This is a genomic window from Streptomyces viridochromogenes DSM 40736, from assembly GCF_000158955.1.
Taxonomy (GTDB): Bacteria; Actinomycetota; Actinomycetes; order Streptomycetales; family Streptomycetaceae; genus Streptomyces; species Streptomyces venetus.
On record NZ_GG657757.1, the window covers coordinates 5742641 to 5759598 of the forward strand.

12 protein-coding genes are annotated in these 16958 nt (G+C 68.4%); 7 read left to right on the plus strand and 5 right to left on the minus strand.

Annotation, left to right across the window (positions count from 1 at the left end; genetic code table 11):
* Positions 1-124 precede the first annotated feature (124 nt).
* Genes SSQG_RS25420 through SSQG_RS25435 form a run of 4 tightly spaced genes read right to left on the minus strand, consistent with a single transcriptional unit; the run spans position 125 to position 4058 of the window.
* A complete protein-coding gene (locus SSQG_RS25420; RefSeq protein WP_003992718.1) occupies positions 125-901 on the minus strand; it encodes a succinate dehydrogenase/fumarate reductase iron-sulfur subunit in 777 nt (258 codons plus the stop codon).
* Positions 898-2862 (minus strand): fumarate reductase/succinate dehydrogenase flavoprotein subunit, encoded by a 1965-nt coding sequence (locus SSQG_RS25425; protein ID WP_003992719.1) that lies wholly within the window; start codon positions 2860-2862, stop codon positions 898-900. Before SSQG_RS25425 ends, SSQG_RS25420 begins: the two co-directional genes overlap by 4 nt.
* A 16-nt stretch (positions 2863-2878) precedes the next feature.
* Positions 2879-3715 carry a hypothetical protein gene (locus SSQG_RS25430; RefSeq protein ID WP_003992720.1) on the minus strand — a complete coding sequence of 279 codons (837 nt, stop codon included), beginning with the start codon at positions 3713-3715 and terminating at the stop codon, positions 2879-2881.
* Positions 3716-3770: 55 nt separating this feature from the next.
* Complete coding sequence (locus SSQG_RS25435) at positions 3771-4058, minus strand: hypothetical protein (RefSeq protein WP_003992721.1); 288 nt, start codon at positions 4056-4058, stop codon at positions 3771-3773.
* 288 nt (positions 4059-4346) lie between these two features.
* On the opposite strand from SSQG_RS25435, the gene SSQG_RS25440 reads away from it, so the two are divergent.
* The 7 genes from SSQG_RS25440 (at position 4347) to SSQG_RS25470 (ending at position 15109) form a co-directional block, all read left to right on the plus strand.
* Positions 4347-6518, plus strand: coding sequence for an ABC transporter family substrate-binding protein (locus SSQG_RS25440; protein WP_003992722.1), 2172 nt, complete (start codon positions 4347-4349; stop codon positions 6516-6518).
* Between the two features lie 193 nt (positions 6519-6711).
* A complete protein-coding gene (gene typA, locus SSQG_RS25445; RefSeq protein WP_003992723.1) occupies positions 6712-8619 on the plus strand; it encodes a translational GTPase TypA in 1908 nt (635 codons plus the stop codon).
* A 603-nt stretch (positions 8620-9222) separates the two neighbouring features.
* Positions 9223-10863, plus strand: a complete 1641-nt coding sequence (locus SSQG_RS25450; RefSeq protein WP_003992724.1) for a peptide ABC transporter substrate-binding protein — start codon at positions 9223-9225, stop codon at positions 10861-10863.
* A 147-nt stretch (positions 10864-11010) separates the two neighbouring features.
* Positions 11011-11937, plus strand: coding sequence for an ABC transporter permease (locus tag SSQG_RS25455; protein WP_003992725.1), 927 nt, complete (start codon positions 11011-11013; stop codon positions 11935-11937).
* On the plus strand, positions 11930-12898 hold the full coding sequence (locus SSQG_RS25460; RefSeq protein WP_003992726.1) for an ABC transporter permease: 969 nt from the start codon (positions 11930-11932) through the stop codon (positions 12896-12898). Before SSQG_RS25455 ends, SSQG_RS25460 begins: the two co-directional genes overlap by 8 nt.
* Before the next feature lie 11 nt (positions 12899-12909).
* The gene (locus SSQG_RS25465; protein WP_003992727.1) at positions 12910-13968 is read left to right on the plus strand and encodes an ABC transporter ATP-binding protein; all 1059 of its coding nucleotides are present in this window, start codon (positions 12910-12912) and stop codon (positions 13966-13968) included.
* A complete protein-coding gene (locus SSQG_RS25470; protein ID WP_039933602.1) occupies positions 13961-15109 on the plus strand; it encodes an ABC transporter ATP-binding protein in 1149 nt (382 codons plus the stop codon). Before SSQG_RS25465 ends, SSQG_RS25470 begins: the two co-directional genes overlap by 8 nt.
* Before the next feature lie 460 nt (positions 15110-15569).
* On the opposite strand, the gene SSQG_RS25475 is transcribed toward SSQG_RS25470, so the two are convergent.
* Complete coding sequence (locus tag SSQG_RS25475) at positions 15570-16706, minus strand: hypothetical protein (RefSeq protein WP_039933603.1); 1137 nt, start codon at positions 16704-16706, stop codon at positions 15570-15572.
* Between the last annotated feature and the right edge of the window lie 252 nt (positions 16707-16958).

Genomic DNA, 16958 nt, shown 5'->3' on the forward strand with positions numbered 1-16958 from the left:
CGGGAACTGGAGGAGGAGATCCACGTCCTGCTCACGCCCGACGGGCAGTCGGCCCTCGTCGAGGGGGACTTCCCGCACCCGGAACGGATGCGGGAGATCGCCGAACACAACCTCCAGGAGGCGCTCAGCCTGCTGAGGACCGCCTCCTGATCTTCGAGCCCAGCCACACCAGCGGGTCGTACTTGCGGTCGACCGCCCGTTCCTTCAGGGGGATCAGCGCATTGTCCGTGATCTTGATGCCCTCCGGGCAGACCTCCGTACAGCACTTGGTGATGTTGCAGTAGCCCAGGCCGTGTTCGTCCTGGGCCGTGCTCTTGCGGTCCAGGCCCGACTCCGCCGCCGCGTCCAGCGGATGCATGTCCAGCTCCGCCACCCGCATCAGGAACCGGGGACCCGCGAACGCCTGCTTGTTCTCCTCGTGGTCACGGACCACATGGCAGGTGTCCTGGCACAGGAAGCACTCGATGCACTTGCGGAACTCCTGCGAGCGGTCCACGTCCTCCTGCATCATGCGGTACTCGCCGGGAGCCAGACCGGCCGGCGGCACGAAGGACGGGACCTCCCTGGCCTTGGTGTAGTTGAAGCCGACGTCGGTGACCAGGTCGCGGACGACCGGGAACGCCCGCAGCGGCGTCACCGTGATCGTCTCCTCCCGGTCGAACACCGACATGCGCGTCATGCACATCAGCCGCGGCCGGCCGTTGATCTCCGCCGAGCACGAACCGCACTTGCCGGCCTTGCAGTTCCAGCGCACGGCGAGATCGGGGGCCTGGGTGGCCTGGAGGCGGTGGATGATGTCGAGCACCACCTCGCCGTCGTTGACCTCGACCTCGAAATCCTCCAGGCCGCCGCCGCTGACATCACCCCGCCACACCTTGAAGCGGGCCTCGTAGCTGCTCACTCGAAGAGCTCCTCTTCGGCCAGGTACTTGACCAGCTCCTCCTTGTCGAAGAGGGCGAGCAGGTCGGCACGGACGGGTTCGGTGGTCTCACGGGTGAGGGTGATCTGGCCGCGGACCGGGTCCGTCGCCGCCAGCCCGCCCGTCGGGTCGGTGAGGGCGCACAGCAGGTTGACCGGGCGCCATTTGCGGTCCATCGCCGGATGGTCCTCGCGGGTGTGTCCGCCGCGCGACTCGGTGCGCTCCAGCGCGGCCCGCGCCACGCACTCGCTGACCAGCAGCATGTTCCGGAGGTCCAGGGCGAGGTGCCAGCCCGGGTTGAACTGGCGGTGCCCCTCGACCCCGGCCCGGCGTGCCCGCACCCGCAGCTCGGCCAGCTTCTCCAGGGCCTGTTTCATCTCCGGCTCGCGACGGATGATGCCCACCAGGTCGTTCATCGTCTGCTGGAGTTCCTGGTGCAGCGTGTACGGGTTCTCCGGCGGGCCGCCCGCGGGTTCCTCGATCTCCGCCTCGGCCGAGAACGGCCGCAGCGCCTCCGCTGCGGCGGAGTCGATCTGGACGTCGTCCACGACCGGGCGTGCCCCGGCCGAGCCCGCCGCGTACTCGGCCGCGTGCCAGCCCGCCCGGCGACCGAACACCAGCAGGTCGGAGAGGGAGTTGCCGCCGAGCCGGTTGGAGCCGTGCATGCCGCCGGCCACCTCACCGGCCGCGAACAGGCCCGGCACCCCGCGCGCCGCCGCCGTGTCGGAATCGACCGCGACCCCGCCCATCACGTAGTGACAGGTGGGCCCGACCTCCATCGCCTCCGCGGTGATGTCGACGTCGGCCAGCTCCTTGAACTGGTGGTACATCGAGGGCAGCCGGCGCTTGATGACCTCGGCGGGCATACGCGTCGACACGTCGAGGAAGACGCCCCCGTGCGGGGAGCCGCGCCCCTCCTTCACCTCGGCGTTGATCGCCCGCGCCACCTCGTCGCGGGGGAGCAGTTCGGGCGGTCGCCGGTTGTGCTCCGGGTCGTCGTACCAGCGGTCGGCCTCGTCCTCCGTCTGCGCGTACTTGTCCTTGAAGACGTCGGGGACGTAGTCGAACATGAAGCGCTTGCCGTCCGAGTTGCGCAGCACACCGCCGTCGCCGCGCACCGACTCGGTGACGAGGATGCCCTTCACCGACGGCGGCCAGACCATGCCGGTCGGGTGGAACTGCACGAACTCCATGTTCAGCAGGGGAGCGCCCGCGAGGAGCGCCAGCGCGTGGCCGTCACCCGTGTACTCCCACGAGTTCGACGTCACCTTGAAGGACTTGCCGATGCCGCCCGTCGCGATCACCACCGCGGGCGCCTCCAGGACGAAGAAGCGCCCCGACTCGCGCTCGTAGGCGAAGACGCCGGAGACCCGAGGGCCCGCGGCGGAGCCGCTGCCGGACACGGTCTTCAGCACCCGGGTGACCGTGCACTCCTGGAAGACCTTCAGCCGGGACTCGTAGTCGCCGGTCTCCCTGAAGTCCTCCTGCTGGAGGGAGACGATCTTCTGCTGGAGCGTGCGGATCAGCTCCAGGCCGGTGCGGTCGCCGACGTGGGCGAGACGCGGGTACTCGTGACCGCCGAAGTTGCGCTGGGAGATCCGGCCGTCCTTGGTGCGGTCGAACAGCGCCCCCCAGGTCTCCAGCTCCCACACCCGCTGCGGCGCCTCCTGGGCGTGCAGCTCGGCCATCCGCCACTGGTTGAGGAACTTGCCGCCCCGCATGGTGTCGCGGAAGTGCGTCTGCCAGGTGTCGTTCTCGTTGGCGTTGGCCATCGCCGCGGCGATGCCGCCCTCGGCCATCACCGTGTGCGCCTTGCCGAACAGCGACTTGCAGATCACGGCCGTACGGGCGCCCCGCTCGCGGGCCTCGATGGCGGCACGCAGACCCGCGCCGCCCGCGCCCACCACGACGACGTCCCACTCCTGCCGGTCGACCACGGACATCAGAACGCTCCACTCATCAGAAGAACCGCGGATCGTCGAAGGCGCCGGACGCGACCAGGTAGACGTAGAAGTCGGCGACCGCCACGCTCACCAGCGACGCCCAGGCGAGCTGCATGTGCCGGGCGTTGAGCTTCCCCGCCCACTGCCACATCCGGTAGCGCACGGGATGCCTGGAGAAGTGCTTCAGCTTGCCGCCGACGATGTGCCGGCAGGAGTGGCAGGAGATCGTGTACGCCCAGATCAGCACGATGTTGACCAGGAACACGATCGTGCCCAGGCCCATGTGGCCCCACGCGTAGTGCTCGTCGCGGAAGGCGAGCACGGTGTCGTACGTGAGGATCCCGGCGACGAGGAGCGCCGCGTAGAAGAAGTAGCGGTGGATGTTCTGCAGGATCAGCGGGAAGCGGGTCTCACCGGTGTACCTCTTGTGCGGCTCGGCCACCGCGCACGCCGGCGGGGACGCCCAGAAGCCCCGGTAGTACGCCTTGCGGTAGTAGTAGCAGGTCAGGCGGAAGCCGAGCGGGAAGATCAGGATGATGATGGCGGGCGAGATGCCCCACCAGCTCCCGAAGATCTCCCAGTTCGGACCGCCCCTCATCGTGGCGCAGTTCTCCGCCAGGCAGGGGGAGTAGAACGGCGAGACGTACGGCGCCGCGTAGTAGTCGGCGTTCGCGAAGGCCCGCCAGGTCGAGTAGACGATGAAGGCCAGCAGGCCGGCGGCCGTGCAGGCCGGAGCCACCCACCACCGGTCGGTACGCAGGTGCGGGGCGTCGATCGCGGCGCGCGTACCGGCCCGTACGCCGCCGCCTCTCTGTTCGGGTTCTGTGGCAGGGGGTTCCGTACCAGTGGCCACTTTGACGACTCCGGTCGGGTTCGGGGGAGGTGCCGGTCGCTCGACTCCTCCCCGGTCAGGGAGCGCGCCGGTCCCGGGCGCCGAGACCCTCGTCGTCCGAGTCACGCCACAGGGTGGAGTCGTACGGCGCGTCGGAGATCGTCACGAGCTCGGGGCGCTTCTGCGTGGTGGGTGCGGCGGCGTCGCGCAGCAGGGCGACGCTTTCGCGCAGGTGGTTGGCGTCGGCACGGACGCGGCGCATCTCCAGGCCGCCGGTGCCGAGCTGCTTCTCCAGGCGTCCCAGCGACCGGAACAGTTCGTCGAGACTGCGCTGGACTGACGTCAGTTCGTCGTGAACGGACATGACTTGCCCTCACTTCCGCAGGTCCTTCGAGGCCCAAGGCGGCAACGTTCATGCGCCTGCGAGTGTTGCGCGTCACACCTTGTGCTGTGAAGGGATGTGCATCGATTGGCCGAGGCGTATGGGTGCACCGCGCGGTGTGTTGCGCCGGTCGGGTGACTTCCCGCCTGTGACCGCCGTGTCGCCCTGTGTTGCCGAACCCTTTCCTCTTCAGTGGCGGCATACATCAGATGAAAGCCAAATACCGCCAAAAGTGATCATAACGCCCGCGGCTTCCCGGAGGTAGCACAGATGTCCCAGCACGGCGTCGGCCCGCGTGCGGTCTCGCGCTCGGTCGCCTTCCTCACCGCGGGAGTGCTCGCGGTGCCCGCGCTCGCCGGATGCGGCTCCGAGGACCCGGCCGGCAGGCCGCTCGCCGCCCCCGACATCCAGCCCGCCGCCCGCGACCGGATCACCGACGGCGGCACCCTGCGCTGGGCCGTGGACTCCGTGCCCGACACCCTGAACACCTTCCAGTCGGACGCCGACGCCACCACCACCCGCGTCGCCCAGGCCGTCCTGCCGTCGATGTTCCGCATGAACGCCGAAGGCCGCCCCGAGCGCAACCCCGACTATCTGGAGTCCGCCGAGGTCGTCGAGACCGAGCCCAAGCAGGTCGTCCTGTACAAGCTCAACCAGCAGGCCGTCTGGAGCGACGGCCGGGAGATCGGCGCCGCCGACTTCGCCGCCCAGTGGCGCGCCCTGTCCGGCAAGGACACCGCCTACTGGACCGCCCGCAACGCCGGCTACGACCGCATCCAGAAGATCGAGCGCGGCGACAACGCCCTGGAGGTCAGGGTCACCTTCGGCCGCCCCTACGCCGACTGGCGGTCGCTGTTCTCGCCCCTGTACCCGAAGGACGTCATGGGCACCCCGGACGCCTTCAACGACGGGGCGCGCAAGAAGCTCAAGGTCACCGCCGGTCCCTTCACCGTGAAGAAGGTCGACCGCAAGGACGACGAGATCACCCTCGCGCGCAACGCGCGCTGGTGGGGCCAGCCGGCCAAGCTCTCCGAGATCGTGCTGCGCACGGTCCCGCGCGACAAGCGGGCCGACGAACTGGCCGCCGGCACCCTCGACCTGGCCGAGATCGACCCCTCCGCGGCCCGCCGCATCACCGTCACCGCCCGGCCCCGCAGCTCCGGCAGCCCGCTGATGGGCTCCAGCGCCAGCCCCTCCGCCGCGGAGGGGGAGAAGGGCTCCGACGAGAAGACCGCCTCCGGCAAGAACAAGAAGCAGAGCAAGGCGGCCGCCGGATACGCCCGGCAGCAGCAGGCCCTGCGCGGCTTCGAGGTGCGCAAGTCCCTGGAGCCCGCCTACACCCAGCTCGCCCTGAACGGCGCCGAGGGCCCGCTCGCCGACGAGCGCGTCCGCAGGGCCGTCGCCCGCGCCCTGGACCGCAAGGAACTGGTCGCCTCCGTCCTCAAGCCGCTCGGCCTGCCCGCCGTACCGGTCGGCAGCCACCTCGCCCTGTCCGGCCAGGCCGCGTACGCCGACAACAGCGGCGCCCTCGGGGACCAGGACACCAAGGAGGCGCAGGCCCTGCTCGCGGATGCCGGATGGGTACGGGGCGGCCCCGTCAAGGAGGAGAAGAAGAAGGGGGAGAAGGCGGCCGGCGCCGAGGGCAAGAAGGCCGGCAAGTCCTCCGACGAGGAGTCGGACGGCGACGACAGCACGTACATCGTCGGCGAGAGCGACAGCGGCGAGGACAACAAGGCACACCGCCGTCACGACCCGGCAGGCCACCCCGCCCAGGACGGCAAGCAGTACAAGCAGCCGCACCAGGGCGGCGCCCCCGGCGCGTACGCCCCCCAGGGCACCGCCGCCCCGGCCGGCCGTGAGGCCGCCCCACTCGCCAAGAACGGCAAGGCCCTCACGCTCCGCTTCGTCCTGCCCTCCGGGCCCGGCTCCCAGACGCTGCGCACGGTCGCCGACCGCATCTCCCGCATGCTGGAGCACGTCGGCATCGGCACGGAGATCTCCAAGGTCTCCGACGAGTCCTACTTCAAGGACCACATCGCGTCCGGCCAGTACGACCTCGCCCTGTACTCCTGGCCGACCACCGCCTTCCCCGCCACCGACGCCCGCCCCGTCTACGCCAAGCCGGTCCCGGCCGCCGACGGTTCGCTGAACATCGAGCAGAACTACACGCGCGTCGGCACCGACCAGGTCGACCAGCTCTTCGACGCGGCCGTGGCCACCCTCGACGAGGGCGAGTCCCGCTCCCTGATCCGCAAGGCCGACTCCCGGATCTGGGCCGCGGCCGGCTCGATCCCCCTCTACCAGCGCCCCCAGCTCATGGCGGCCCGCAAGAACCTGGTGAACACCGGCGCCTTCGGCCTCGGCACACCGGCCTTCGAGGACATGGGCTTCCTGAAGAAGGGCATGAAGTCGGCCGGAGGCCCCTCGGCCAGCAGCAGCTGACCCGCCCGTACCGGCCCGGACACGGCCGCCGAGCACCTCACAACCACGCCTGACCTGCACCGACGTATCCCGGCTCACCCCAACGGGCGCAGACCCGTACCATGGGGTGAGGCCGTGGCATGTTGAGCCCGGCAGGGCCCGCGCACCACTGACGTACGCGCAGGGCATTCACTACTCCGGGAGTACGCCTTTTATGGCCACGCGCCACGACATCCGCAACGTCGCCATCGTCGCCCACGTCGACCACGGCAAGACCACCATCGTCGACGGCATGCTGAAGCAGGCCGGCGCCTTCGCCGCGCATCAGCTCGACTCGGTCGACGACCGCATGATGGACTCGAACGACCTGGAGCGTGAGAAGGGCATCACGATCCTGGCCAAGAACACCGCGGTGAAGTACCACCCGAAGGACGGGGGGGACGTCATCACCATCAACATCATCGACACCCCCGGCCACGCCGACTTCGGCGGCGAGGTCGAGCGGGGTCTGTCGATGGTCGACGGTGTCGTGCTGCTCGTGGACGCCTCCGAGGGCCCGCTCCCGCAGACCCGCTTCGTGCTGCGCAAGGCGCTCCAGCAGCGCCTGCCCGTCATCCTGTGCATCAACAAGACGGACCGCCCGGACTCCCGCATCGACGAGGTCGTCAACGAGACCTACGACCTCTTCCTCGACCTGGACGCCGACGAGGAGCAGATCGAGTTCCCGATCGTCTACGCCTGCGGCCGCGACGGCATCGCCTCGCTGACCAAGCCGGACAACGGCACGGTCCCGTCCGACTCCACCAGCCTGGAGCCGTTCTTCTCCACCATCCTGGAGCACATCCCGGCCCCGACCTACGACGAGGCCGCCCCGCTCCAGGCGCACGTCACCAACCTGGACGCCGACAACTTCCTCGGCCGTATCGCGCTGCTCCGCGTCGAGCAGGGCGAGCTGCGCAAGGGCCAGACGGTCGCCTGGATGAAGCGCGACGGGTCCGTCAGCAACGTCCGCATCTCCGAGCTGATGATGACCGAGGCGCTCACCCGCAAGCCGGCCGAGATGGCCGGTCCCGGTGACATCTGCGCCGTGGCCGGTATCCCGGACATCATGATCGGCGAGACCCTCGCCGACCCGGAGAACCCGGTCGCGCTGCCGCTGATCACGGTCGACGAGCCCGCGATCTCCATGGTCATCGGCACCAACACCTCCCCGCTGGTCGGCCGCGGCGCCACCGGCAAGGGCGCCGACAACAAGGCGGCCGTCAAGGACCGCAAGGTCACCGCCCGCCAGGTCAAGGACCGCCTCGACCGCGAGCTGATCGGTAACGTCAGCCTCCGGGTGCTGGACACCGAGCGGCCGGACGCCTGGGAGGTGCAGGGCCGCGGTGAGCTGGCGCTGGCCATCCTGGTCGAGACGATGCGCCGGGAAGGCTTCGAGCTCACCATCGGCAAGCCGCAGGTCGTCACCAAGGAGGTCGACGGCAAGACCTACGAGCCCGTCGAGCGCATGACGATCGACGTGCCCGAGGAGCACATGGGCGCCGTCACGCAGCTCATGGGCGTCCGCAAGGGCCGCATGGACAACATGTCCAACCACGGCTCCGGCTGGGTCCGCATGGAATTCGTCGTCCCCTCCCGCGGTCTGATCGGTTTCCGGACCGAGTTCCTGACCCAGACCCGCGGCACGGGCATCGGCCACTCCATCCACGAGGGCTTCGAGCCCTGGTTCGGCACCCTCCAGACCCGTAACAACGGCTCCCTGGTCGCCGACCGCGCCGGTGCGGTCACCGCGTTCGCGATGACCAACCTCCAGGAGCGCGGCGTGCTGTTCGTCGAGCCGGGCACCGAGGTGTACGAGGGCATGATCGTCGGCGAGAACTCCCGCGCCGACGACATGGACGTCAACATCACCAAGGAGAAGAAGCTCACCAACATGCGGTCGTCCACGGCCGACGTGACCGAGTCGATCGTCCCGCCGCGCAAGCTGTCGCTGGAGCAGTCCCTGGAGTTCTGCCGCGACGACGAGTGCGTGGAGGTCACCCCGGAGGCCGTGCGCATCCGCAAGGTGAACCTGGACGCCCGCGAGCGCGCCCGCGCCGCGAGCCGCGCCAAGCACGGCTGACGCCTGCCGCTGAAACGACACCGGGCACCCCGCGAGGCGGGGTGCCCGGTGTCGTCATGAAGAAGACAGAACGCCAAGGGCAGGGGTAGGGAAAACCCTCGATTTGCCCGGGACCGGCGTCCGGAACGCCCCGTTCCCACTACGCTTCTGCGGAAGCGCCGCGCCACCCCGACTCCGGGGTTCGCGCAATGGCCTTGCCGCACAGGCTTCTTGAGCGCGCGACAGGCACCAAGGCGCCCTGCACGGGAGTCTGCCCCGTCGCAAGCGGTTTTTCTCACTCTCGCGTCCGGAATGCGGACAGCCCCCACCGATAGATGTGTAACAAGTCCGTTTCGCAGGGATCTTTCACCAAACCCTTTGTCCGGATTTTGGAAGATGTAGGCGCGAGCTGTGATCGAACCGAGACCTCGAGAGTGTGGTTCGGTCCTGGCGTTTGGCAGATAGTTAGGCGCGTAGAGCTCGGATGAACGGGTCATGCGCTGGAGGCGGCGCCGACTCACGAGCGCGGGGGCACCTGACGAAACCGGCACCGGCGACGGGCTGTGGCGGTGATCCGTCCTGTGCTCCCTTCGCGGTGAACCAATGACTTCATAGGAGGAACCCATGCGCGGTGCCAAGAGCGCCAAGTGGGTCGCGGGGGCGATAGTCGTCGCTCTGGCCGCCACCGCCTGCGGCGGCGGCGACGACAGCGGCAGCGACGACATGAACAAGGGGAAGGCCGACCCGAACGGCATCGTCACTGCGCAGCTGAGCGAGCCTCAGAACCCGCTGCAGCCGGCCAACGCCAAGGAGAGCCAGGGCAGCCGTGTCCTGCGCACGATCTTCGCGGGTCTGGTCGACTACGAGCCCGGCACCGGCAAGCTCGAGTACGTGAACGCCGAGTCGGTCACGCCGAACGACGACTCGTCCGAGTGGACCGTCAAGCTCAAGCCGGGCTGGAAGTTCCACGACGGCACCCCGGTCACCGCCAAGTCCTACGTGGACTCCTGGAACTGGTCCGCCAACATCAAGAACAACCAGACCAACTCCAGCTGGTTCGCCGACATCGTGGGCTTCGACCAGGTGCACCCGGAGAAGGGTGACCCGAAGGCCGACAAGATGTCGGGCCTGAAGGTCGTCGACGACAACACCTTCACCGTCAAGCTGACGCAGCCGGTCTCGTACTTCGCGTACAAGCTGGGCTACGACGTGTGGGCGCCGCTGCCCGAGGCCTTCTTCAAGGACCCGAAGGGCTTCGGCCAGAAGCCGGTCGGCAACGGCCCGTACAAGTTCGTCTCCTGGGAGCACAACAAGCTCATCAAGGTCCGCAAGTTCGCGGACTACAAGGGCCCGAACGCCGCCAAGAACGGCGGTATCGACTTCAAGAACTACACGACCGCCGACGCCGCGTACTCGGACCTGCGCTCCAACAACGTGGACTGGATCGAGCAGGTCCCGACCACCGCGCTGACGAACTACAAGTCGGACCTCGGCGACCGCGCCATCGACCAGCCGTACTCGGCCGTCCAGTCGATCGTCCCGGCGTTCTACACCAAGCAGTTCAAGGACATCGACCCCAAGGTCATCCAGGGTCTGTCCATGGCGATCGACCGCCAGACGATCACCAAGACCGTCCTGCAGGGCACCCGTACCCCGGCCGACTCCTACGTCGCCCCCGGCGTCCTCGGCTACAAGAAGGGCGCGCTCGGCGACATCGTCAAGTTCGACCCGGCCCAGGCCAAGAAGCTCGTCCAGGAGGGTGGCGGCGTCCCGGGCAACAAGATCCAGATCCAGTACAACGCCGACCAGGACCACAAGCCGTGGGTCGACGCGGTCTGCAACTCGATCCGCAAGGCCACCGGCGTGGAGTGCACCGGCGACCCGAAGCCGACCTTCCAGGCCGACCTCGACGCCCGTGACAAGGACCAGGTCAAGTCCATGTACCGCGGTGGCTGGGTGCTCGACTACCCGGTCAACTCGAACTTCATGCGCGACCTGTACGGCTCCACGGCCGCCGGTAACACCAGCGGCTACTCCAACAAGGAGTTCGACAAGCTGAGCTCCGAGGCGGACAAGGCCGGCTCGATCGACGAGACCGTGGCCAAGTACCAGGAGGCGGAGCAGCTCCTCGCAAAGGACATGCCGGCCATCCCGCTCTGGTTCTACAAGGTCAACAGCGGTCAGTCCGTCAACATCCTGGGCAAGATCAAGTACGGCCAGGACGGCGACCCGATCTTCGACCAGATCCAGGTCAAGCAGAAGTAAGCACACGACCGCAGGCCGGTGCCGCCTCTCCCGTCAGGGGAGCGGCGGCGCCGGTCCGTAGGCACAGGCCTCCACCTCACCCCCCCCGACCTGCGGTAGAGATGAGTGCGCAGGCCTCGCCGACCCCTCACGGCATGGAGGCGCAAGATGGGGCGCTACGCCGCCAGGCGACTGCTCCAGATGATCCCGATCTTCATCGGGACAACTCTGTTGATCTTCCTGATGGTCCACATCCTGCCGGGCGACCCGGTCCGGGCCATCTACGGGGACAAGGCTCCCGATCCCGCACAGATCGCGCAGATCAAGCGCGAGTACGGCTTCGACAAGCCCGTCCTCGAGCAGTACTTCCACTACATGCTGAATCTCCTCAAGGGAGACTTCGGCAGCAACCTCGCCGGACGCCCGGTCGCCGACCTGATGGCCGAGGCCTTCCCGGTGACCCTGCGGCTGACGCTGCTGGCCATCACCATCGAGATCATCATCGGTGTCGGCCTGGGGGCGTGGGCCGGTCTGCGGGCCGGTAAGGCCGCCGACACCGGCGTGCTGGTCTTCACCCTGACGGTGATCTCCATCCCGGTGTTCGTGCTGGGCTTCATCGCCCGGTTCATCTTCGCCGACGAACTCGGCTGGCTGCCGCCCAACGTGCAGGACTCCACGGACTACTCGCAGTTGTTCCTGCCCGCTTTCGTCCTGGCCATGCTGTCCATGGCGTACGTGGCGCGGCTGACCCGGACGACCTTCGCCGAGAACCTGCGGGCCGACTACATGCGCACCGCGCTGGCCAAGGGCCTGCCCCGGCGCCGCATCATCGGTGTCCACCTGCTGCGCAACTCGCTGATTCCCGTGGTCACCTTCGTCGGTACCGACGTCGGCGGCTTCATCGGCGGCGCGGTCATCACCGAGGGCATCTTCAACATCCAGGGCGTCGGCAACCTCCTCTACAGGGCGATCCAGACGAGCGAGGGCTCGACGGTCACGGGTGTGGTGACGGTCCTCGTCCTCGTCATCCTCCTGATCAACCTGCTCATCGACCTGCTGTACGCGGTCCTGGACCCGAGGATCCGGTATGCCTGACGTGACCAAGGCCCAGACCACCGACTCCGCGACCGTGGACGCCGTGGCCCCGCCGGCCGTCGACGCCCCCGGCAAGGTGAGCGCGCAGAAGAGCGACAAGCCCCGCTCCCTGTGGGGTGACGCCTGGTACGACCTGCGGCACCGGCCCATGTTCTGGATCTCCTCGGTGCTGCTGGTCCTGCTGCTGGTGATCGCCGCGTTCCCCGGCATGTTCACCAGCGTCGACCCGCGGGACGGCGACCTGGTCCACCACTACCTGAGCAAGCCGGAGCTGGGCCATGTCTTCCAGCCCGACTGGTTCGGCTACGACCAGCAGGGCCGCTCCATCTACGCCCGTGTCATCTACGGCACCCGCGCCTCGATCCTGGTCGGCGTCTGCGTCACCGCGGCCGTCACGCTGATCGGCGGACTGCTCGGCATGCTGGCCGGCTACTTCGGCGGCTGGATCGACTCGGTGATCTCCCGGATCGTCGACATCTTCTTCGGCCTGCCGTTCCTGCTCGGCACGATGGTCGTCCTGAACGCCTTCACCGAGCGCAAGGTGTACGTGGTCATCCTGGCCCTGGCCTTCCTCGGCTGGACCTCGATCGCCCGCGTCATGCGCAGCTCGGTGATCACGGCCAAGCAGGCGGACTACGTGACGGCGGCCCGGGCGCTGGGCGCCGGCACCCCGCGGATCCTGTTCCGCCACGTGATGCCGAACGCCGTCGCGCCGACCATCGTCGTGGCCACGATCGCGCTCGGCGGTTACATCTCCGCGGAGGCGACGCTGTCGTTCCTCGGCCTCGGCCTCAGCGACCCGACGATCTCGTGGGGCATCGACATCTCCGAGGGCAGCAAGGTGATCCGGGACAACCCGCACACGCTGCTGTTCCCGGCCGGAATGCTCAGCCTCACGGTCTTCGCGTTCATCATGCTCGGCGACGCGGTGCGCGACGCCCTCGACCCGAAGCTGCGCTGAGGAGGGCGTACGTGACCACCATTGACAAGACCCGGAACGTCCCCGAGCCGCGCGGCGCGGCCGAGGGGGACGTCCCCCTGCTCGAAGTGCGCGACCTGCACGTCGAGTTCCACACCCGTGACGGTGTGGCCAAGGCCGTCAACGGCGTCAACTACACCGTGAACTCCGGCGAGACCCTCGCCGTGCTCGGTGAGTCCGGCTCCGGCAAGTCCGTGACCGCGCAGGCGATCATGGGCATTCTCGACATGCCGCCCGGACGGATCCCCCAGGGACAGATCCTGTACCGGGGCGAGGACATGCTCACCATGTCGGGCGACGCCCGGCGCAAGATCCGGGGACAGAAGATCGCGATGATCTTCCAGGACGCGCTGTCCTCGCTGAACCCGGTGCTGTCCGTCGGCTACCAGCTCGGCGAGATGTTCCGCGTCCACCAGGGCCTGAGCAAGAAGGATGCCAAGGCCAAGGCCATCGAGCTGATGGACCGCGTGAAGATCCCGGCCGCGAAGGAGCGCGTCGGCGACTATCCGCACCAGTTCTCCGGCGGTATGCGCCAGCGCATCATGATCGCGATGGCGCTCGCCCTGGAGCCGGACCTGATCATCGCCGACGAGCCGACCACGGCCCTCGACGTGACGGTCCAGGCCCAGGTCATGGACCTGCTCGCGGAGTTGCAGCGCGAGTACAACATGGGCCTGATCCTGATCACCCACGACCTCGGCGTCGTCGCCGACGTCGCGGACAAGATCGCGGTGATGTACGCGGGCCGGATCGTGGAGACCGCGCCGGTGCACGAGCTGTACAAGCGGCCCGCGCACCCCTACACCAAGGGCCTGCTCGAGTCGATCCCGCGCCTGGACCAGAAGGGCCAGGACCTCTACGCGATCAAGGGCCTGCCGCCCAACCTGCTGCGCATCCCGACCGGTTGCGCCTTCAACCCGCGGTGCCCGCAGGCGCAGGACATCTGCCGTACGGATGTCCCGCCGCTGCACCCGGTCACCGAGCGGGACGGCGCCGAGCTGGCCGGCCGCGGCAGCGCGTGCCACTTCTGGAAGGAGACGATCCATGGCTGACCTGGAGAAGACGGACGAGCCCATGGACGCCACCCCCAACGTCACCGAGGTAGAGACGGTCGAGGCCGCCACCGACGAGGAGGCCGTCGCCGCCATCGAGGCGCCGGTCGAGCGCGGTGAGCCGATCCTTCAGGTGCGCAACCTGGTCAAGCACTTCCCGCTGACCCAGGGCATCCTGTTCAAGCGTCAGATCGGCGCGGTCAAGGCCGTGGACGGGGTCTCCTTCGACCTCTACCAGGGCGAGACCCTCGGCATCGTGGGCGAGTCCGGCTGTGGCAAGTCCACGGTCGCCAAGCTGCTGATGATGCTGGAGAAGGCAACCGCGGGCGAGATCTTCTACAAGGGCCAGGACATCACCAAGCTGTCCGGCCGCGCCCTGAAGGCCGTACGCCGCAACATCCAGATGGTCTTCCAGGACCCGTACACCTCGCTGAACCCCCGTATGACGGTGGGCGACATCATCGGGGAGACCTTCGAGATCCACCCCGAGGTGGCCCCGAAGGGCGATCGCCGCCGCAAGGTCCAGGACCTGCTGGACGTCGTCGGCCTCAACCCCGAGTACATCAACCGCTACCCGCACCAGTTCTCGGGCGGTCAGCGCCAGCGCATCGGCATCGCCCGGGGCCTGGCCCTGAACCCCGAGATCATCATCTGCGACGAGCCGGTCTCCGCGCTGGACGTGTCCGTCCAGGCGCAGGTCATCAACCTGATGGAGAGGCTGCAGAACGAGTTCAACCTCTCGTATCTCTTCATCGCGCACGACCTGTCGATCGTCCGGCACATCTCGGACCGGGTGGGTGTGATGTACCTGGGCAAGATGGCCGAGATCGGTACGGACACGGAGATCTACGAGCACCCGACGCACCCCTACACCCAGGCGCTACTGTCGGCGGTCCCGGTCCCCGACCCGGAGTCCCGCGAGGGCCGCGAGCGGATCATCCTCACCGGCGACGTCCCGTCCCCGGCCAATCCGCCGTCGGGCTGCCGCTTCCGCACCCGCTGCTGGAAAGCCCAGGACAAGTGCGCTGAGGAAGTGCCCCTGTTGGCGGTGCCCCAGCCTTTCAAGGGCCTGGACACCCCGGCGGCGCATGAATCGGCGTGCCACTTCGCCGAGGAAAAGGACGTCGTCCACGCGGCCTGATCCCTGCACGCATGGGTCCTTGAGATGCCGCCGCCCGGCTGCGACAAAACCCCGTCGGGGGACTGTCGCAGCCGGGCGGCGTGGCAGTGGAGAGGGCCAGTAGCGCTTCGTCAGGTTCTGCCCTGTCTGCGGCGGCTTTGTTGGGTGGGGACAGGTCGTCCGCAGGTGGTGCAGGTACCGGTCCAGCACCTCAGCAGGCCCTGGAGGAGATCGAGGATGGCACAGCCACGAGAGTGGGCCCGGGGCGTCGATCCGCGCCTGAGGGCATCGTGCACACAGACGGTCCCCGGAAATTTCCGATCAACCCACTACTCGTATCTCAGAAGTCGCCGGGGACCTGGCCGGTGCCCGACAGGTACTCCGCGAGGGAGCCCTGTCGTGGTTGACCGGTCCTATTTACAATGATTACTCCGATTATGCGAGGTGGTCAAAGGGTCCGGCGGGACCATCCCGCGCCGGCCTACTGCGGGGGAAGTTCGAAGCGCAGCAGTGCCCCGGCCTGGTGCGCGCGAAGTTCCGTCTCCGGCTCGATGTGCCGGACCTCGCCGCCGTCGTCGATGACGGTCTCGGTCAGTTCGTCGATGATGTCGGGGACCTCGCGCAGCGGCTCCCCGCAGAGCGGGCAGGTCTTTCCCGAGCGCGCAAGCAGCCCGTCCCGGTCGCAGACGACGCCTGGGGCAACCGCATCCTCGTCCACCGCCAGCGTCCGGATCGCGGCCAGCGAGGCCGCCCACAGCGTCTCGTCGAGCCCGACGGCGCCGGGCCGCCGGGCCGCCCTGGCTTCGAGGATCTCGCCGACGAGCTGTCGCTGCTCCTGGTGTGCGTGGTCGGAGACGAGCTCCCGCACCTTCTGCTTGATGTCCGCGGGCGTGGCGGTCTCGCGGTCGACGGTGAAGCTGCCGATGAGCCGGTCCCGCAGTTCGCGCGGGAGAAATTCGATGAAGACCGGTACCTCATGAGAGTGGCCGCCGACGACGAGCAGGTCGAAGCGCCCGGTCCCGAACAGCTGCTTCAGCTCGCCGATGAGCCGCCGGTAGTGCCGTTTGCTGAGCTCGTCGGCCTTGTTGCGGACCCGGTCCTCGGCGAGCCCCGCGGCGTAATTGGGCTTGCGCAGCGTACGGTCGCGGATCGTCTCCAGCTCCCGGGCCTCGTCGATGTAGTGCTCCCAGACCTGGCCGGTCCCCTTGTCCACGATGACCGCGCAGGTGCGGTAGTACTCGTCGAGCACGCCGAGCATCGGACGGACGTACGGATCGGCGTCCACCACGATGCGTTCGCGGGTGCTTCGCGGCAGCCACACCTGCTCGTAGACGCCGTTGCCGCTGCAGGAGAAGACGGCGACAGCGCCCGGTCTGTGGGGCTCCTCCTCGAGCGATTTCCCGATCTTCGCGATGTCGTCGCGGAGCGAGAGCCGCGCGGCGTGCTCAAGTGAGCGATCCTCCGCGAGGGGCCGGATGCGGTCCAGCAGGCTCGCCACCCGGGTCAGGAGCGCGCGGTGGCCCGTCCTGTCCGGTTCCGCGGGGATGTAGAGCGAGACCAACGGAAGTCCGTTTCCGTCCAGCCGGAGAATTCGATCGACCTGGTCTTGCGTGATCATCACCGCTCCTCGCGCTCCGAGCCTCGCTCCGCCCCGTTCCAGGTAACGCGGTGGGCGCGGGAGCAGCAACCGCAGCGTGACTCCGTTCAGTCACTCCGGGCCGCCCGCGCCGGGCGGGTCAGGCGCCACCAGGCCCGGGCGGGGGATTCCCCGGGCCTGGTGGCGCGCGGCCGTCCTGCACTCCGGGCGCAGTACGCCCGATCCACAACGGCCTCTGAGTCGACGAGTTCCCGATCTTCACTCCCTCGGGTG